Genomic DNA, 16,800 nt, shown 5'->3' on the forward strand with positions numbered 1-16,800 from the left:
ACAGAATGAACATGAAGCGACTGTCACTTGTCTTTGCAGTTCTGCTGCTTGCCTTCACGCAGCATGTCCACGCCCAGTATTACAGCGTGAACTATGACGCACGTACCGTGGCGGCAATGGCAGCCGCGTTCGGTACGGAGGTCGTGGCTGAAAGCTACTACCGTGAGCAGGTCGATGACATCCTGAAGCACTATACGGCGGCGGAGGTGGCGGCAGCCGGAATTTTCTCTTCCAAATTTCTGGAACACAAAGCACTCTCGGACCTCGGTATCTGGTGCAGCAGCACAGAGAATTATTATTACCGCCGCATCTACCACATGGTGGCCGACAAGATCATACCGAAAATCTGGGTGGTGGCAAAGCAGATGCTTCACTCCCCGCAGACAGCGATCCACTGGGGCAGCTACCTGATGAAGGTGTGCGATGAGACGAAGAGCCTGTGTATGCAGTTCGAAAGCGTTGTGACAAACAGTACACTTTCGTTCTCGGACATCGCTTTTCTGGAGATCAACAGCGAGGTCGTGCCTCTGCTGAAACTTTCGGAACTGGGCGGTATAGACTGGCAGCGGATGCTGGACGATTTTTCCCGGATTCCTGACCGCTTTACACGGGAGAACCTGCAAAGCGACCTTGACAATCTCTACAATCTGGGTGTCGGTCTGGCAACGGCCGGTGCGAGTAATCTCGGCGATGCCCTGCTGCCTGAAAGTATGTTCCATAACCTGCTTTCGGGCAAGGTCAGCGAGATTGCCAACCTGTACGACCATTACTCCGGTCTGTTCGAGGAAGCGGAACAAGGTATCGGGAACCTGCTGCTGGACAAGATCGGTGGTCCTGACAACGTGGCCGGCCTGTTCGAGTTCGGGGATTACGACCTTGCCGGCTGGATCAGTGACTATATAGACGACGAAGCCGGGACTTATTACACGCAGCGCTGGTACATCGCCAGACGTGACCAGGGCAGCGTGTCATTGTGTGACTATTACCCGCCCACGGACGACAACAGCATCCTGAACGGCGGTGAGTGGACCCGTTTCGAAACGAGCGACCCCGGTTTTTATCCCAATGCCTCGCAGCGGGAACAGGCTCTCTCCAACTCGGAACGATATGCCGGATGGTCGAGAAACCGTGTACAGCAGCTCAACAACCAGAATGACGGCAACACTTACAGCATCAACTACTGGCAGAACGCCTACATCATCAGCCGCGGCGGCAAGCAGACAAAGAAGGCTTACGCCTACGAGATACATGTCAAGAAAAGCTGGAACCATGAGGAAATCGTGTATGAAGAGATATTCGATTCCTACACTATGGATCTGGAGACCTTCAAGGCGCAGCTCAATGCCCGTCTGTCGGAATTCAACGAGAACGAGGACGGCTATGTCTATTACATAGCTTCCGACGCACGGAACTACTATCAGGCAACGGATGCCGCCAAACTTAAAGGATGCGAGAGCGTGACCATCAGCGTCACCTGCTCGGACGGGGCCACCCTGGGCCAAGGTTCGACCCAGTACAAATGCAGGAAATGCGGCGGTTCACCCAATGCCCATACCAAGGATTGCTCCATGCAGACCTCCGTGACGGAAAATGAACTTGACTTTTCGGAATTGGATGAGCTGATACGGGAGGCAGACAACCAGGTAGCCATGCTTCAATCACAGATCAAGGCACTGGAGGATGAGAACAAGGAGCTGCTGAAGAAAATATCCGAGGCCAGTGTAGAGGATGCTGCCGTTTACAGGCAGCAGTACAACGCCAACCTGACGCGTATCGGAGAGTTGAAGGCAGAACTGGCCGAGTGGCAGAAGAAACAGAAGGAATACGCGGATGCGAAGCAGGAAGCGGCAAACGACAATGACGTGCCGACGGACGACTACTACCGTATCCCGGCCATCATGCAGGACTGCAAGACTGCCTACAGTCTGTCGTGGCAGGACGGCGGTTCGTGGAACGGATACACGTTCGTCCGCAAGGCGACCATGCCGAATATAGACGGCGAGATAACTTTCAAGGCAACCATCAGCATAGCACGCAAGCCGAAATACTTCCTCGGCATCAAGATTCACCGTGCCATTGTACAGATCAGCTGGGAACTGACCTCGCAATACACCGACACGTATGTGGCCGACGTGCTGACATTCGACCCGGACCTTCCGGAAGAAGAAAAAGAGCGGATCGTGAATGAACGTATCGCGGAAATTGCCCGGGAGCATCCGTCATGCAAGATCACGACGGAATATGCCCGTACCACCCCGATGGAAGATACCTCTACCGGAGAGGTGTACCACCTGCTGTGGTCAAGTGACCGTCTTGAAATCGCGCGTGAAGTGGATTCCCGGATTACGCAGATATACGCCGACCTGGTATCCCTGGAAAAGATGATGCATTACAAGCGTAGCATCATCGACGTGCTGAAGGATGTCCTTCCGGATCTGAATATGGACGAAGGGCGACGCCTCACTCTCGTGGAAGAATGCCATGACCGTTGGGTGGAAAACGCCCGTAGCCTGCGAAGCGGGAGAAAGGAGGAAAGACCATGAAACGGGCCTTGCTGATAACCATAGTGCTGCTTGCACTCCTGCCTGATGTCGTCAAAGCACAATGGACATTCGACGTGGTGTCCGTTGAAGCCTATATCAATGACCATAAGAAGCAGCGTAGCTTGTTGCTGGCCCGAAGTACCCTTGAGTACAGCAACCAGCTGCTGCACGAATACAGCCGCAAGGAGGTCGGCGAATACAAGGAGCTGAATATCGACCTTGACCGGTACACCCGTGCCTTTGATGTCATTGATGTGATGTACCAGTCGTTACGCACGGTATTGAACGCAAAGAACACCTACAATACGGTAAGTGACCGGATAGCGGACTACAAGTCCATGCTGGAGGCATTTCACGAGAAGGTGCTGAAACGCGGACGCATCGAACCCTCCGACGCCCTGCTCATCACCATCAACGAGAAAGCCATACGGGATATAGCCCATGACGGGGAGCAACTCTACAAGTCGGTCAGCGACCTGGCGCTGTATGCCACGGGAGCGGCGGCCTGCTCCACTTCGGATCTGCTGATGGTGCTGGAGGCCGTGAACAGGTCTCTGGACGACATCGAACGGCATCTGAACCGGGCCTATATGGAGACCTGGCGATACATACAGGTAAGAATCGGCTACTGGAAGTCGAAGATATACCGTGAACATACCAAACAGGAGATAATTGAAGGAGCCTTCGGACGTTGGCGCAACTCCGGAAGGCTGGATTACTAACGATAAAAGGGAAAAAAGATGAACAGAAAACTCATGCTCATGACGGTTGCGATCATTGCAACAGCAACGGCACAGGCGCAGTATGTGACCTATAACCACGACTCGCCGAAGCAGAACCAGATTACGGTCATGGAAACCGGTGCGGGCTCCCTCACGCCGGAACTGTACTACTGGGCATTACACAACAAATACAAGAAATCGGCGGCGGCAAAGAACAAACTGGCGTTCCGCACGACAGCCGGCATCAACCTCTATAACCAGACGGACGAAGCCGAATCCATCGATTCGGCATTGGTGAGCCGCGCGAAAATAGAGGCCCTGAACGTGGCAGACCGACAGGCTGATATCGCCTGGCTTGCCGAAGGTGACAAGATCAACGGCCAGATGGAAAGGATGAAGCGTAACATCGACCGTATCCTTCCTGCGGGAGGTACCCCGGAGGACAGGGAACGCTGGACGGAATACTACCATGTTTTCCAGTGCGCCATTGATGCTACCAGGGATGCCTATATGCCCAATGCGCAGCGGAAGAAAGAGTATCTGCGAATCTACGACGACGTGGTGCAGCAGAATGAGATTCTTGTCAGCTATCTCGCCAAACGGCAGAATGCCACCCTGACGAGCAACCTGCTGAACGCGACCTCGGACCGTACCTTGGACAAAGGCAGCGTCATCAGGGAAGCCATGAGCCGCTGGAACGAATCGCGTCTCGCGGTGCGTGGCTCACAGTCGGGCGGCAGTTCCGGGGGTGACGGTGAAGAGAGTGTAAACAGGTGAAACTAAAAAGACAGACGGCAAATGGCAGACGGAAATATACTCACTGATTTTGGTATCAATCTTCTTGAGGAGGAGATTGACGATGTGATTTTTCAAACGAACGAGTTCCTCACGGACGCGACGTTTACGGGTTCGCAGGGGCCGTTCTGGTGGATACTGCAGATGTGCATGGCTCTGGCCGCCTTGTTCTCACTTGTCATGGCGGCAGGCATGGCCTACAAGATGATGGTGAAGCATGAGCCGCTGGATGTGATGAAGCTGTTCAGGCCGCTGGCTGTTTCCATCGTTCTCTGCTGGTGGTATCCGCCTGCAGACACGGGTATGGCCGGCAGCGGAAGCAACTGGTGTTTTCTGGACTTCCTTTCCTACATCCCGAACTGCATCGGTTCGTACACGCATGACCTGTACGAGGCGGAAGCCACACAGATAGCGGACAAGTTCGAGGAAGTGCAGCAGCTCATCCACGTAAGGGACACGATGTACCACAGCCTGCAGGCACAGGCGGATGTCGCCCACACGGGAACATCAGACCCCAACCTTATCGAGGCGACCATGGAGCAGACCGGTGTGGATGAAGTGACCAGCATGGAAAAGGATGCCGCGGAACTGTGGTTCACCTCCTTGACGGCCGGTGTCGTCGTGGGAATAGACAAAATCATCATGCTGATTGCCCTTGTCGTGTTCCGCATAGGCTGGTGGGCAACGATCTACTGCCAGCAGATATTGCTCGGTATGCTGACGATATTCGGCCCGTTGCAATGGGCGTTCTCTCTGCTGCCGAAATGGGAAGGTTCCTGGGCAAAATGGCTGACGCGTTACCTGACGGTACATTTCTACGGGGCCATGCTCTACTTCGTGGGCTTCTATGTATTGCTCCTTTTCGACATCGTGCTGTGCATCCAGGTGGAAAACCTGACCGCAATCACGGCCAGCGAGCAGACAATGGCGGCCTACCTGCAGAACAGTTTCTTCTCCGCCGGTTATCTGATGGCGGCAAGCATTGTAGCCTTGAAATGTCTGAACCTTGTACCTGACCTTGCGGCGTGGATGATACCGGAGGGCGACACGGCCTTCAGTACGAGAAATTTTGGAGAAGGCGTGGCACAGCAGGCCAAGATGACAGCGACAGGCGGTATCGGGGCAATCATGAGATAAGATAAAAAACATATAAACAACAATCCTTAAAAATAAAAAAGTATGAACGTACAAGAACAAATCAAAGAATGGTGCAAGGACGGACGCTTCCTGCTCTACGCGAATGAACGCATGAGAAAAGAGATTACCGAAGTTCCGGAAAACCATGTAGTTACCCCGGAGTATGAAGCCCTTGACGAAGGCTTCGAGTATGACGACCGTTATGCAGCGCCGCTGGCCGCTTACCTGACCTACCGTCTGCAAATGGCCAAGTTGCAGAAAAAGGCGAAAGTGCGCAAACGCGGTATCTGGTGGGTATTCGTGCAGGTCATGACGCTGGGCCATTACGTGCATGTCTTTTCCGATGAGTTCGGGGCTCTCGCTGCGGAACTGCAGGAAACAGTCATGCCGATGCTGCACGATGAATATGTAATGATGTTGAACGGGAAAAGACAATAAACCGATATGATTATCAAGCATCTGGAAAACAAGATACGGCTGGTGGGCATTATCTGCACGGCCTTTCTCGTGGGATGTGTCATCATCAGCGTATCGAGCATCTGGACAGCCAGGACAATGGTGTCGGATGCACAGAAAAAGGTGTACGTGCTGGACGGCAACGTGCCCATTCTTGTCAACCGTACCACGATGGATGAAACGCTTGACGTGGAAGCCAAAAGCCATGTGGAGATGTTCCACCACTATTTCTTCACCTTGCCGCCTGATGACAAATACATCAAATACACGATGGAAAAGGCGATGTACCTGGTGGACGAAACAGGTCTGGCGCAATATAACACTCTTAAGGAGAAAGGTTTTTATTCCAACATCCTCGGCACGAGTGCCGTGTTCTCGATTTATTGTGACAGCATCCGCTTTGACAAGAGCACCATGGAGTTCACCTACTACGGCCGCCAGCGAATCGAACGCAGAAGCAACATCCTGATGCGTGAGCTGGTGACTGCCGGTCAGCTCAAGCGTGTACCGAGAACGGAGAACAACCCTCACGGTCTGCTGATAGTGAACTGGCGCACTCTCCTTAACAAGGATATAGAACAGAAAAGCAAGAGCAACTATTAAACAATCAAGGATATGAACATCAAGGGATTCAGACGGATGCTGCTGGGCGAAAAGATGCCTGACAGGAATGATCCGAAGTACAAGGAACGCTATGAGCGTGATGTGGAAGCCGGACGCAAGTTTGCCAAGGCGACCCGTATAGACAAGGCGGCAGCCAAGGTACAGGGCTTTGCCAACGTGCACCGTACTCTTTTTCTGGTCATCGTGTTCGCTTTCGTGCTGGGCGGGCTGGCATGGAACATCTACCGTATAACAGTGGTATATCGTCACCAGCCTGCGGAGAGGACAGCGACAGAGATGCAGGATTCGGTATTGAGGGAGCGACACAGGATGTTGCAGGAAGAGGAACTGAGGGAAACCGGGACAGGAAATACAAACCGTAGCAAAACAGACTTGCCATGAAAAAGATATTTGAGAAAATCAATTTCAGACAGCCGAAGTACATGCTCCCTGCCATTCTTTATATCCCTCTGCTCGGTGCGTCCTACTTCATATTCGACCTGTTTCATACCGAAACGGCGGATATACCGGACAAGACGCTGCAGACAACAGAATTCCTGAATCCGGAACTGCCGGAAGCGCAGATCAAGGATGACGGCATTGGCAGCAAATACGAGAACATGGAGAAATCGTGGGGCAAGATACAGGACTACTCGGCGGTCGGCAACATAGAAAGAGACGAACCTGATGAAAACAAGGAAGAATATGAATCACAATACACGCAGGATGACATCGCCCTGCTCGATGAGCAACAGCAGGAAAAAGCAGCGGCAGCGGAAATTGCCGCCGCCAAAGAGCGTGAACAGGAAGCACTCGCGGAGTTGGAAAAGGCCCTTGCCGAAGCACGGCTGAAAGGACAGAACATGGTGATGCCCCCTGAAGAGGCGGATACCACGGACACCGTTCCGCCGCAGAATGTACCGGAGGCCGGCACCATCGACGAGGAGAAACGTCCGGTGCAAGCACCGTCGGCAGACGAACCGCCCAGCGCGGTAGTCCGCAAGGTGAAGACCACCTCGGACTATTTCAACACGCTGGCGAAGGATGCCCGTGAACCGAAGCTGATCCAGGCCATCATAGACGAGGACATCAAGGCTGTGGACGGCTCGCGCATCAGGCTGCGCCTGCTGGATGACGTGGAAATAGACGAGTGCGTGGTGAAACGGGGTACGTACCTGTACGCCACGGTAAGCGGCTTCTCGTCCGGACGTGTCAAGGGAAACATCAACAGCATCCTTGTGGACGACGAGCTTGTGAAGGTCAGTCTCGCGCTTTATGACACGGACGGTATGGAGGGCCTGTATGTACCGAACAGCCAGTTCCGGGAAACGAGCAAGGATGTGGCCAGCAGTGCCATGTCGGGCAACATGAGCATGAGTACCGGAACTACAGGAAACAGCCTCGCCCAATGGGGAATGCAGGCGGTGAACAACGCTTACCAGAAGACGAGCAACGCCATCAGCAAGGCCATCAAGAAAAACAAGGTCAAGCTGAAATACGGGACTTTCGTCTATCTGGTCAATGGTCAGGAAAAAAGGAAATAAAAAGGTTCGAGACAATGGAAACAGATATTTCAAAACTACATGAGGGAACGGACGGCTTTTACTACGATGACTTCCTCGCTCCCGACAAGGCCGAAACATTCGTCGGGCAACTCGTGAGTACCCAATGGTGGCAGAAAGGTGGACGCTTCGCCCTGATATGCAACTTTCTGGCAGAGGACGGGCGGAGAATCGCCTTGTTCGCCTTCCAGAAATACACTGGCTTTTACGGGCCGGGAGACGGTGCGGTCAATTTCAAGCACGCGGAGATGAATACCTTCTGGGAGTGTGAGGTCCGGGAAAACCGGAAGGGACGTTGTACTTGGGCGAGTGCCCTGCAGCTTGGAGGGCCGAAAAACAACGCGATATGATAGAGACGGACAAGATATACAACATGGACTGCCTGGAAGGCATGAGCCGTATGCCGGAGGGAAGCGTCGATGCCATCATCGCCGACCTGCCTTACGGTGTATTGAACCGCGGCAACCGGTCAGCATGTTGGGACAGGCAGATACCCCTTGGTCCGCTGTGGGAGCAGTACCGTAGGATTATCAAGCCGGACAGTCCGATCATCCTGTTCGCCCAGGGAATCTTCTCCGCGCATCTCATGCTTTCCCAACCGGGAATCTGGCGTTATAACCTCGTATGGCAGAAGGACCGTGTTACGGGCCATCTCAATGCCAACCGGATGCCGTTGCGCCAGCATGAGGACATTCTGGTGTTCTACATGAAGCAGCCCGTGTATCATCCGCAGATGACACCGTGCCCTCCCGAAAGGAGAAACCATGGACGCAGCATGACGGAAGGCAGTTTCACGAACCGGTGCTACGGGGAGATGAAGCTGGTACCGGTACGCATGGCGGACAACAAATATCCGACATCGGTCATTTTCATCCCGAAAGAACACAAGACAGGGGCATTCTATCATCCGACCCAGAAGCCTGTGGCACTGGTCGAGTACCTGATACGCACCTACACCGACGAGGGGGACACCGTGCTGGACAACTGCATCGGGTCCGGAACGACTGCCATTGCCGCAATCCGTTCGGGACGGCACTATATCGGATTCGAGACCGTGAAGGAGTACTGCGACATCGCCGAACTCCGTATCCGGGAAGAACTGGAGCGAATACATACGACGACATAAGGGTAAAAGAAAAACAAATGGAATATAAACAATCAACGACATGAATATGAATCTCAAGAAAATCGGAACGGTATTTCTTCTGACAGCCGGACTGCTGGGAACGCGGAATGCACAGGCGCAGACGACCTACGAGGAAATGGAACAACTGACGGTCAACGAACAGGTGACGACCGTCATCACGGCATCGGAGCCGGTACGCATGGTGGACATTTCCACCGACAAGGTGGTTGGCGACCAGCCTTTGGACAACATTGTACGGCTGAAACCCAAGGAAGCCGGACACGAGGACGGCGAGGTGATTGCCATCGTGACCGTCATCACGGAACGCTACCGCACGCAATACGCGCTGGTTTACACCACACGGCTTAAGGAAGCCGTAACGGACAAGGAGATACTCCCTCACGAGCGCAACGCCTACAACAACCCGGCAGTATCGATGTCAACCGCCGAGATGACACGCTTTGCCAGACGGATCTGGAACTCTCCGGCGAGAATCAGGAATGTGGCCACCAAGGCACACCGTATGGTGATGCGCCTGAACAACATATACTCTGTCGGGGACTACTTCTTCATAGACTTTTCCATAGAGAACAAGACGAACATCCGTTTCGACATCGATGAGATCAGGGTAAAGCTCGTTGACAAGAAACTCGCCAAGGCCACCAACGCCCAGACTATCGAGCTTACTCCGGCGATGATACTGGAACCGGGAAAGACATTCCGACATGGTTACAGGAATGTGCTTGTCATCAAGAAGATGACCTTCCCGAACGACAAGCTGCTGACTGTCGAAATGACGGAAAAGCAAATCAGCGGCCGCAATATCAGCCTGAACATCGATTATGAGGATGTGTTGTCTGCCGATTCGTTTAACGCTGACCTGCTGGAGGAGGAATGATTATGAGAAAGACTCTGATTCTGATGTTTGCCTGCATGTGCCTTGCCTTCAGCGCGAACGCACAACGCAACAGCGGCCGTCTTTCACTGGGGGTCGGGCTGCTTTACAGGAACGGTATGGACGTGACGTTTTCATACGAACATGAAATGAACTACCGGCACGCGTGGGAGTTCTTTGCCAACGGCTACCTGCAGTGGGCCGAATGCGGCCCGTGCGGCCATATCTGTCCGGAATCCTTCTGGCGCAACTACCGCACCTATGGCTTTGGCGTGGCATACAAGCCTTGCGTGGTACGGGGCCGCAATCATTACGGCAACCTGCGTATAGGAGCTTCGGCAGGAAGCGACACGAAGAAGTTCCTGGGCGGCCTGCATTTCGGTTACGAGCACAATTACGTGCTGCGGTCCGGATGGACGCTGTACTGGCAGGCGAAGAGTGATTTGATGATAAAGGGCGCGGATCTGCTTCGGGTAGGTGTAGCCCTTGGTGTGAAACTACCGATAAAATAAGGGAAAAGATGAAACAGAACATTTTCAGAAAGGTGAGCCGGTTCGTACCGGTACTTGTCGCAGCAGTCGCCGTGACAGGTTGTGACGCGCATATAGACGTACCGGACACGGCTGTCCGCCCGGGACATGTCCTGTGCGAGGACGGAACGGCCTTGTCCTACACGGAATACCAGCAATCCGGGAAAAAGGCTGTGGCCGTCGTGTTCGACACCCGGCAGCATGAGGGTGCGGAAGGAAACGGCTACGCGGTTTACCTGTGGGACATCACCCCGCAGGCATTTGCCGACAGCCTCGGTATTGCCCAAGGCACATCTGCGGACCTCGCGGCACATGACGGCAATGCCAATACATTCGCTCTATATGAAACGAAGGAAACGGCTTCGCCGATGGCGGAAGCGGTCTTTGACCTCTGGTGTTACGGGCAGAGCGCATACGTTCCGTCGGTGGCACAGATGCGTCTGCTATATACTATCCGGGAAACGGTAAATCCTGTCATCGAACAGTGCGGGGGCGATCCGTTGCCCCTGACCGACGGCGACTGCTGGTACTGGACATCCACGGAAGTGGCCGAACAGGAAACGGCAAAAGCCTGGCTTTACTCGATGGGCAGCGGAGCCATACAGGAAACACCCAAGACACAGGCGCACAAGGTACGCCCGATTATAACCATCAACCGGTAAACCAGAGATATACGATTGCGTTCTTTGACATTGTTGGACAACATACGATTACAAACCAGAGCCGAATTCACGCAGTAATGCCATCAAGCGACGTATGCTTTCCTCGACATCCGAGGGGGCCGGAATGGCACGATATGCCAAATCCGGGAGTTCACCCATGTAAACTGTCTGCAAGTTGCCCCAAACCTGCGGCAGATCTGTCATCAACGGGGACTCCTCCAGTCGCCGGTCACGCCAGCCTTCGGGCTTGTCAAAGCTCTGCCGGTCGTGTTCGAGCAGTGACCTGAAATCTTCGGGGAAAGCATCGCTATGAAGATACGTGAGGCACTCTTCATCTTTCAGCAGATGATGCAGATCGTAGAAATGACGGATTTTGGCCGTCAACTGCGGCATATACAGATTGGCCAGCGAGCATCGGATGAGTGACACCAATTTCTCGGTCAGCGTGCGGCGACGGTCAAGCACATTGACCTCGAACGGCTGCATCCCGTATTCCTCTATCATACGGTTGTTGCCGGTAGCCTGCAGGAACTCTGTCAGGAAACTGCAGAGAGAACGCCGCTCGAAAGGATATGGATTGGCAAAACTGTTGATTTCTACCAGGAGTTGCCCAGCCCGGATTGCTCCGACCTGTTCCGTATCTATGGCCCGTGGATAGGTGTAAAACGCCTTGTGGTAATGCGATCCCTTGCTTGTCATGCCGGGGATGACCAGTTCCTCCAGTCCGGCTGTCATATTCTTCGATGTACGGCGTATGAGGTTCTTTAGCTGGTTTCCGCTCAGTGTCCATGCTTCGGCGATGGCCACGTCAATGTCCTCGGAGAAACGTGCCCCGATGCCGTAGGCCTTGGTCAGGGAAGTTCCGCCCTTGAAAATGGCACGATTATCCTTGTCTCCGGTAGCCATAAGCGACAGCGAACGACAGATCCAATAGTCTTTCTCGATAAAGATACTCTTGATGCCGAGTCCGCCGTCCTGTACCGGACGTGCAGCCGCTTCTATGGCATCGGCAAACAGTTGCTGATTCTCGTGTAGTCTCATACGATGTTCCATTTTAATTTGGTGGGTAAAGCCTGTGCGGTGACAGGAAGTTTGTAGGTCGTGACCCCATTGAGTGTCGCACGCAATTGTCGGGTGTCAGCTCCAAGACTGTCCAGAATGGCACCCAGCAATGCCCGGACATACGGCTGGTAATTTTCGGCCAGGTCCGCCAGTTTCTCCAGATCGCCTTCGGACAGAGCGGCTATCAGCCGAGCAACGCCCCGCACACAATCGTCAGGTGATGTTGCCGGAATCTCACGGAGCAATTTGAGCGCGTCAAGGATCAGCAGCAGAGGAATGTTCTCCCGTGTGATTGCATTAGGCTGTACAAGGAAGGACACGCTGTATTCGCCCCGTTTCATAGGCCGGCGGTATTTGTTCGTGCCTATCGTAATGGCCGATGTGATCTGTGTCGTCAACCCCAACTGCGCAAATGCTGCCGTACCGGTCATATAGCCGATTGGCTTGCCGTTACGTTCCAGAAGGTCCTTGACCACCTCTGCCACCGGAGGCTTCAATGTGCCGAACACCGTCTGTTTAGGCTTGTAGTACCGTCCTTTGGCAATCTTGCAGATAGAGCCTTCTGCCACCAGACGGCTGAGTGCCTTGACCAACGCAGGCTGGTACTCCGGCAGCACATTGAAATCGGCAATGGTAAGCACCTTGCCCGGAGGCGTGGCGTCCAGTATTTCCTGTACCTGTTTAGTAATCACCATAATCGAATCGTTTTGTTCCGGATGCAAATATAAGAAAAGTCTTGTTTTTTACTGCAAAAACATGACATTTATTTTCGTCTGAATCAAAATAATCAAGTCCAACAATATCCGAGGCGATCAGAACCACAACCCAATAAAAAAGCTATAAAAAATGGAAGAAAGCAAAGAGTTACAAGGATTCTACAAGATATTCCGTGCAGTCGTCTATGTGTCGGTTCTGCTGGAGTTCTTCGAGTATGCCATTGACCCGGCAGTATTCGACCAGTGGGGCGGCATACTGACTGACATCCACGGACGTATCAAGCGATGGACGATCTATCAGGACGGCCATCTCGTGTACAGCAAGATAGCCACGATACTGCTGATCTGCATCACCTGTATCGGTACGAGGAACAAGAAGCATCTGGAGTTCAACGCCCGCAAGCAGGTGATTTTTCCCCTGACCGGCGGACTGCTTCTGCTTGTCCTGTCCGTATGGCTGTTCGGACATCCGATGGAAATGCGGCTCTATACGCTGCCGCTGAACCGTATCCTATACATGGCGGCTTCGCTCGTGGGAGTGATACTGGTACATATAGCCCTGGACAATATCTCCAAGTTCATCAAGGAGGGCCTGATGAAGGACCGCTTCAACTTCGAGAACGAGAGTTTCGAGCAGAGCGAAGAGATTCAGGAGAACAAATACAGCGTGAATATCCCGATGCGCTACTATTACAAGGGGAAGTTCCGCAAGGGATGGGTCAGTATCAGCAACCCTTTCCGCGGGACGTGGGTCGTGGGAACTCCCGGCTCGGGTAAAACATTCAGTATCATTGAACCGTTCATCCGTCAGCACAGTGCCAAGGGGTTTGCCATGGTTGTATATGACTATAAATTCCCGACACTTGCCACGAAACTTTACTACCATTACAAGCTGAACGAGAAACTTGGAAGAGTTCCCAAGGGGTGCAAGTTCAACATGATCAACTTCGTGGACGTGGAATACAGCCGTCGTGTCAATCCTATTCAGGCAAAATACATCAACAACCTGGCGGCAGCCAGTGAGACGGCGGAAACCCTGCTCGAGTCATTGCAGAAGGGCAAGAAGGAAGGTGGCGGCGGAAGCGACCAGTTTTTCCAGACATCCGCTGTGAACTTCCTTGCTGCCTGCATCTATTTCTTTGTCAATTACGAACGGGAGCCGTATGACAAGGACGGAAACATGCTGTATGCGGAGAAACGTCAGGACCCGGAAACCAAATTCTGGAAGCCGACCGGAGTCGTGCGTGACAAAGAGGGCGGCAACATCGTGGAGCCGGCCTACTGGCTGGGAAAGTATTCGGACATGCCGCACATATTATCGTTCCTGAACGAAAGTTATCAGACCATCTTTGAGGTACTGGAGACTGACAACGAGGTGGCACCGCTGCTCGGGCCGTTCCAGACTGCCTTCAGGAACAAGGCCATGGAGCAGTTGGAAGGTATGATCGGTACGCTGCGTGTCTATACGTCCCGTCTGGCGACCAAGGAATCGTACTGGATATTCCACCGTGACGGGGATGACTTTGACCTGAAGGTGAGCGATCCGAAGAACCCGAGCTACCTGCTCATCGCCAACGACCCGGAGATGGAGAGCATTATCGGTGCGCTGAACGCCCTTATCCTGAACCGTCTTGTCACCCGAGTGAATACGGGCCAAGGGAAGAACATCCCGGTGAGCATCATCGTGGACGAGCTGCCGACGCTGTATTTCCACAAGATAGACCGACTGATAGGAACTGCCCGAAGCAACAAGGTGAGCGTGACCTTGGGATTCCAGGAGCTGCCGCAGCTGGAGGCCGACTACGGCAAGGTAGGTATGCAGAAGATCATCACGACCGTGGGTAACGTGGTCAGCGGTTCGGCCCGCTCGAAAGAGACACTGGAATGGCTGTCGAATGACATTTTCGGTAAGGTCGTGCAAGTGAAGAAGGGCGTGACCATTGACCGTGACAAGACCAGCATTAACCTGAACGAGAACATGGACAGTCTGGTGCCGGCATCAAAGATTTCCGATATGGCAACGGGATGGATATGCGGGCAGACAGCGAGGGACTTCGTGAAAACCAAGACCGGCGTAGGCGGCTCGATGAACATTCAGGAGTCGGAAGAGTTCAAGACCACAAAGTTTTTCTGCAAGACGGACTTCGATATGGGAGAGATAAAGAAAGAGGAAGCCGCGTATGTGCCGCTGCCGAGATTCTACACCTTCAAATCGAGGGAGGAACGGGAACGCATCCTGTACAAGAACTTCGTGCAGGTGGGTCAGGACGTGAAGGAGATGATCAAGGATGTGTTGAACAAACGGGGTGCGAAATGAAGCACGTAAGGATGTTTGTCATCATACTGCTGGTATCTGCAGTGGCAACAGTCTATGGGAAGGAAAGGCATGGGACAGAAACGGGAACTGCCCAACTGTCCATATACAAGCTGCCACCGCTGGAGAGGGCAATCAGATGCACGAAATACTATGAGGGTTGGCATGGTGAGAAAAAACATTGGCCCTATGTGGGATGGGGTCATAAGGTTCTTCCCGGAGAGAGTTTTACCAACGACATCACAAAAGCTCAGGGAGACTCCATCCTGCGAGCGGACATGATGAAACTTTGCCGTCTGTTCAGCAGATTCGGGCGTGATTCTACGTTGCTCTCGTGTCTTGCCTACCAGGTAGGCCCGTACCGGCTTTTAGGTAGCAAAGACTTTCCCAAAAGCAAGCTGATACAAAAACTGGAAGCCGGAAACAGGGATATTTACAAGGAGTACATTTCCTTCCGCTGCTATAAAGGCAAGGTAGTTCCGAGCATCGAGCGGAGAAGGAAGGTGGAATATCTGCTGCTTTTTGAAGAGTAAAAAAGAAGGGAGAATCTTTCGGTGTATTTCCGTCAATTTTCCAGGATAGAAAAGAAATATTTCACAAAAGCGAGAGAACAAGCCTATTACCGCCGATATCCTGAAAAAAAGGATAAAAAATATTTCTGGCTTCAGTTACTATTGCCGCTTGGTCTGTGGCTGATTGATTTGTGTTTAATCTTCTGGCTTTTTACTTGGTATCATTGAATGGAATATGGAGAAAAGAAGACATGAATATAATCAGGGAAAGAAGGATGCTGTTCTGCCGTTTCAACATGCAGTTCCTGCTGCCTTGACATTAACAAATACAGATTATCAAATGAAAACAACCCGCATCATGAACAAGATTATCATTTATCTGAGTGCCGTATTGCTGCTGTGCAGTTGCGGCAGTGCAAGACATTATGCAGCGTTTCAATATGACAACGGAGACGACTATGTAAGTGAAGGACTGTACCGCATAGTGGACCGGAAAGGGCGTATCGGTTACGCAGACGAGACAGGCAAGACCGTCATCCGTCCTCGTTTTGCCTTCGGCTATCCATTCGAGGGTGGCAAGGCGAAAGTCACCGATTCGGGGGAACGGAAAGAGGTGGCAGGCTCCGGCAGCGAGCACTGGTATTGGGAAAGTGATGACTGGTACTACATTGACAAACAAGGGAACCGGTGTGAGAATCAAGATACAGACAAGGACAAAACACATCCATAACACAGCAATAACCCCGGAGGTTCAGATGCGAGCCTTCGGGGTTAGCCTATAAGTACAGTACTTCCTCAATTGCCAAATCCGAATGACATGGCTGCCTGTTCACAGAAGCGTGCATATTCCTCTTTGTCAGTTCCGCTTTCAATATGGCGGTCTATCAGTTCTCCCAGTTCATCGAAGCAGACTTCGTCACTGAGGCACTCTATGTCTGTCCCGTTCCGGAGATATACTTCATAATAGTCCGAGCCGTTCAGACAGATCAGCACTTCCCCTTGGAAGAGTCTTCCGTTTACATGGAATTTCAGTCCCGGCAGGTCATTGAATACTGTTGCCATAAACTCCCCGATGCCCCATGACATAAGGACCGGCGTGTCGGTCATCGTTACCAGCTGTTCGCGAATTGTCGCAGCCACTCTCATTACATACTCTTTATCCATA

19 protein-coding genes are annotated in these 16,800 nt (G+C 52.7%); 16 read left to right on the plus strand and 3 right to left on the minus strand.

Features of this window, described 5'->3' with window-relative positions; translation table 11 throughout:
- Positions 1–11 precede the first annotated feature (11 nt).
- The 13 genes from B5F77_RS07860 to B5F77_RS07920 are packed head-to-tail and all read left to right on the plus strand — an operon-like array spanning position 12 to position 11,031.
- The gene (locus tag B5F77_RS07860) at positions 12–2,543 is read left to right on the plus strand and encodes a hypothetical protein (RefSeq protein ID WP_008781596.1); all 2,532 of its coding nucleotides are present in this window, start codon (positions 12–14) and stop codon (positions 2,541–2,543) included.
- The gene (locus B5F77_RS07865) at positions 2,540–3,265 is read left to right on the plus strand and encodes a hypothetical protein (RefSeq protein ID WP_005807085.1); all 726 of its coding nucleotides are present in this window, start codon (positions 2,540–2,542) and stop codon (positions 3,263–3,265) included. The genes B5F77_RS07860 and B5F77_RS07865 overlap by 4 nt, the downstream gene beginning before the upstream one ends.
- Positions 3,266–3,283: 18 nt before the next feature.
- Positions 3,284–4,042 carry a DUF5045 domain-containing protein gene (locus B5F77_RS07870; protein WP_008781597.1) on the plus strand — a complete coding sequence of 253 codons (759 nt, stop codon included), beginning with the start codon at positions 3,284–3,286 and terminating at the stop codon, positions 4,040–4,042.
- Between the two features lie 21 nt (positions 4,043–4,063).
- Entirely contained in the window at positions 4,064–5,197 is a 1,134-nt protein-coding gene (locus B5F77_RS07875) for a hypothetical protein (RefSeq protein WP_005807089.1), read from the plus strand.
- A 42-nt stretch (positions 5,198–5,239) separates the two neighbouring features.
- Complete coding sequence (locus B5F77_RS07880) at positions 5,240–5,635, plus strand: hypothetical protein (protein WP_008781598.1); 396 nt, start codon at positions 5,240–5,242, stop codon at positions 5,633–5,635.
- A 6-nt stretch (positions 5,636–5,641) separates the two neighbouring features.
- Positions 5,642–6,256 (plus strand): conjugative transposon protein TraK, encoded by a 615-nt coding sequence (traK, locus tag B5F77_RS07885; protein WP_007216015.1) that lies wholly within the window; start codon positions 5,642–5,644, stop codon positions 6,254–6,256.
- Positions 6,257–6,268: 12 nt separating this feature from the next.
- Entirely contained in the window at positions 6,269–6,658 is a 390-nt protein-coding gene (locus B5F77_RS07890) for a hypothetical protein (protein ID WP_005807095.1), read from the plus strand.
- A complete protein-coding gene (traM, locus tag B5F77_RS07895) occupies positions 6,655–7,800 on the plus strand; it encodes a conjugative transposon protein TraM (protein ID WP_005807097.1) in 1,146 nt (381 codons plus the stop codon). Before B5F77_RS07890 ends, traM begins: the two co-directional genes overlap by 4 nt.
- A 14-nt stretch (positions 7,801–7,814) precedes the next feature.
- Positions 7,815–8,168, plus strand: a complete 354-nt coding sequence (locus B5F77_RS07900) for a hypothetical protein (protein WP_008781599.1) — start codon at positions 7,815–7,817, stop codon at positions 8,166–8,168.
- The gene (locus B5F77_RS07905; protein ID WP_005807102.1) at positions 8,165–8,944 is read left to right on the plus strand and encodes a site-specific DNA-methyltransferase; all 780 of its coding nucleotides are present in this window, start codon (positions 8,165–8,167) and stop codon (positions 8,942–8,944) included. The genes B5F77_RS07900 and B5F77_RS07905 overlap by 4 nt, the downstream gene beginning before the upstream one ends.
- A gap of 46 nt (positions 8,945–8,990) precedes the next feature.
- A complete protein-coding gene (gene traN / locus B5F77_RS07910; protein WP_032534606.1) occupies positions 8,991–9,842 on the plus strand; it encodes a conjugative transposon protein TraN in 852 nt (283 codons plus the stop codon).
- A complete protein-coding gene (locus B5F77_RS07915) occupies positions 9,839–10,351 on the plus strand; it encodes a hypothetical protein (protein ID WP_005807106.1) in 513 nt (170 codons plus the stop codon). Before traN ends, B5F77_RS07915 begins: the two co-directional genes overlap by 4 nt.
- Before the next feature lie 8 nt (positions 10,352–10,359).
- Positions 10,360–11,031: a DUF1566 domain-containing protein gene (locus B5F77_RS07920; protein WP_005807109.1), complete on the plus strand. Its 672-nt coding sequence runs from the start codon at positions 10,360–10,362 to the stop codon at positions 11,029–11,031.
- 48 nt (positions 11,032–11,079) lie between these two features.
- On the opposite strand, the gene B5F77_RS07925 is transcribed toward B5F77_RS07920, so the two are convergent.
- Positions 11,080–12,072, minus strand: coding sequence for a nucleotidyl transferase AbiEii/AbiGii toxin family protein (locus B5F77_RS07925; protein ID WP_005807111.1), 993 nt, complete (start codon positions 12,070–12,072; stop codon positions 11,080–11,082).
- Complete coding sequence (locus B5F77_RS07930) at positions 12,069–12,788, minus strand: DUF6088 family protein (protein ID WP_005816027.1); 720 nt, start codon at positions 12,786–12,788, stop codon at positions 12,069–12,071. Before B5F77_RS07930 ends, B5F77_RS07925 begins: the two co-directional genes overlap by 4 nt.
- Positions 12,789–12,939: 151 nt before the next feature.
- Between B5F77_RS07930 and B5F77_RS07935 the strand changes: the two genes are divergently transcribed.
- The 3 genes from B5F77_RS07935 to B5F77_RS07950 all read left to right on the plus strand — a co-directional run bounded on the left by B5F77_RS07935 (position 12,940) and on the right by B5F77_RS07950 (position 16,365).
- Entirely contained in the window at positions 12,940–15,126 is a 2,187-nt protein-coding gene (locus B5F77_RS07935) for a type IV secretory system conjugative DNA transfer family protein (protein ID WP_005807115.1), read from the plus strand.
- Entirely contained in the window at positions 15,123–15,656 is a 534-nt protein-coding gene (locus tag B5F77_RS07940) for a hypothetical protein (RefSeq protein WP_005807116.1), read from the plus strand. The genes B5F77_RS07935 and B5F77_RS07940 overlap by 4 nt, the downstream gene beginning before the upstream one ends.
- A gap of 214 nt (positions 15,657–15,870) precedes the next feature.
- Positions 15,871–16,365: a WG repeat-containing protein gene (locus B5F77_RS07950; RefSeq protein ID WP_005807119.1), complete on the plus strand. Its 495-nt coding sequence runs from the start codon at positions 15,871–15,873 to the stop codon at positions 16,363–16,365.
- A 65-nt stretch (positions 16,366–16,430) separates the two neighbouring features.
- On the opposite strand, the gene B5F77_RS07955 is transcribed toward B5F77_RS07950, so the two are convergent.
- Positions 16,431–16,799: a hypothetical protein gene (locus B5F77_RS07955; RefSeq protein WP_005807120.1), complete on the minus strand. Its 369-nt coding sequence runs from the start codon at positions 16,797–16,799 to the stop codon at positions 16,431–16,433.
- Position 16,800 lies beyond the last annotated feature (1 nt).

It is taken from the genome of Parabacteroides sp. An277, from assembly GCF_002159645.1.
Lineage (GTDB): Bacteria > Bacteroidota > Bacteroidia > Bacteroidales > Tannerellaceae > Parabacteroides.

Excerpts from the sequence above, each read along its gene's own strand:
- B5F77_RS07860 (WP_008781596.1), top strand. The coding sequence starts at position 12 with ATGAAGCGACTGTCACTTGTCTTTGCAGTTCTGCTGCTTGCCTTCACG.
- B5F77_RS07865 (WP_005807085.1), top strand. The coding sequence starts at position 2,540 with ATGAAACGGGCCTTGCTGATAACCATAGTGCTGCTTGCACTCCTGCCT.
- B5F77_RS07870 (WP_008781597.1), top strand. The coding sequence starts at position 3,284 with ATGAACAGAAAACTCATGCTCATGACGGTTGCGATCATTGCAACAGCA.
- B5F77_RS07875 (WP_005807089.1), top strand. The coding sequence starts at position 4,064 with ATGGCAGACGGAAATATACTCACTGATTTTGGTATCAATCTTCTTGAG.
- B5F77_RS07880 (WP_008781598.1), top strand. The coding sequence starts at position 5,240 with ATGAACGTACAAGAACAAATCAAAGAATGGTGCAAGGACGGACGCTTC.
- traK (WP_007216015.1), top strand. The coding sequence starts at position 5,642 with ATGATTATCAAGCATCTGGAAAACAAGATACGGCTGGTGGGCATTATC.
- B5F77_RS07890 (WP_005807095.1), top strand. The coding sequence starts at position 6,269 with ATGAACATCAAGGGATTCAGACGGATGCTGCTGGGCGAAAAGATGCCT.
- traM (WP_005807097.1), top strand. The coding sequence starts at position 6,655 with ATGAAAAAGATATTTGAGAAAATCAATTTCAGACAGCCGAAGTACATG.
- B5F77_RS07900 (WP_008781599.1), top strand. The coding sequence starts at position 7,815 with ATGGAAACAGATATTTCAAAACTACATGAGGGAACGGACGGCTTTTAC.
- B5F77_RS07905 (WP_005807102.1), top strand. The coding sequence starts at position 8,165 with ATGATAGAGACGGACAAGATATACAACATGGACTGCCTGGAAGGCATG.
- traN (WP_032534606.1), top strand. The coding sequence starts at position 8,991 with ATGAATCTCAAGAAAATCGGAACGGTATTTCTTCTGACAGCCGGACTG.
- B5F77_RS07915 (WP_005807106.1), top strand. The coding sequence starts at position 9,839 with ATGATTATGAGAAAGACTCTGATTCTGATGTTTGCCTGCATGTGCCTT.
- B5F77_RS07920 (WP_005807109.1), top strand. The coding sequence starts at position 10,360 with ATGAAACAGAACATTTTCAGAAAGGTGAGCCGGTTCGTACCGGTACTT.
- B5F77_RS07925 (WP_005807111.1), bottom strand. The coding sequence starts at position 12,072 with ATGAGACTACACGAGAATCAGCAACTGTTTGCCGATGCCATAGAAGCG.
- B5F77_RS07930 (WP_005816027.1), bottom strand. The coding sequence starts at position 12,788 with ATGGTGATTACTAAACAGGTACAGGAAATACTGGACGCCACGCCTCCG.
- B5F77_RS07935 (WP_005807115.1), top strand. The coding sequence starts at position 12,940 with ATGGAAGAAAGCAAAGAGTTACAAGGATTCTACAAGATATTCCGTGCA.
- B5F77_RS07940 (WP_005807116.1), top strand. The coding sequence starts at position 15,123 with ATGAAGCACGTAAGGATGTTTGTCATCATACTGCTGGTATCTGCAGTG.
- B5F77_RS07950 (WP_005807119.1), top strand. The coding sequence starts at position 15,871 with ATGGAGAAAAGAAGACATGAATATAATCAGGGAAAGAAGGATGCTGTT.
- B5F77_RS07955 (WP_005807120.1), bottom strand. The coding sequence starts at position 16,799 with ATGGATAAAGAGTATGTAATGAGAGTGGCTGCGACAATTCGCGAACAG.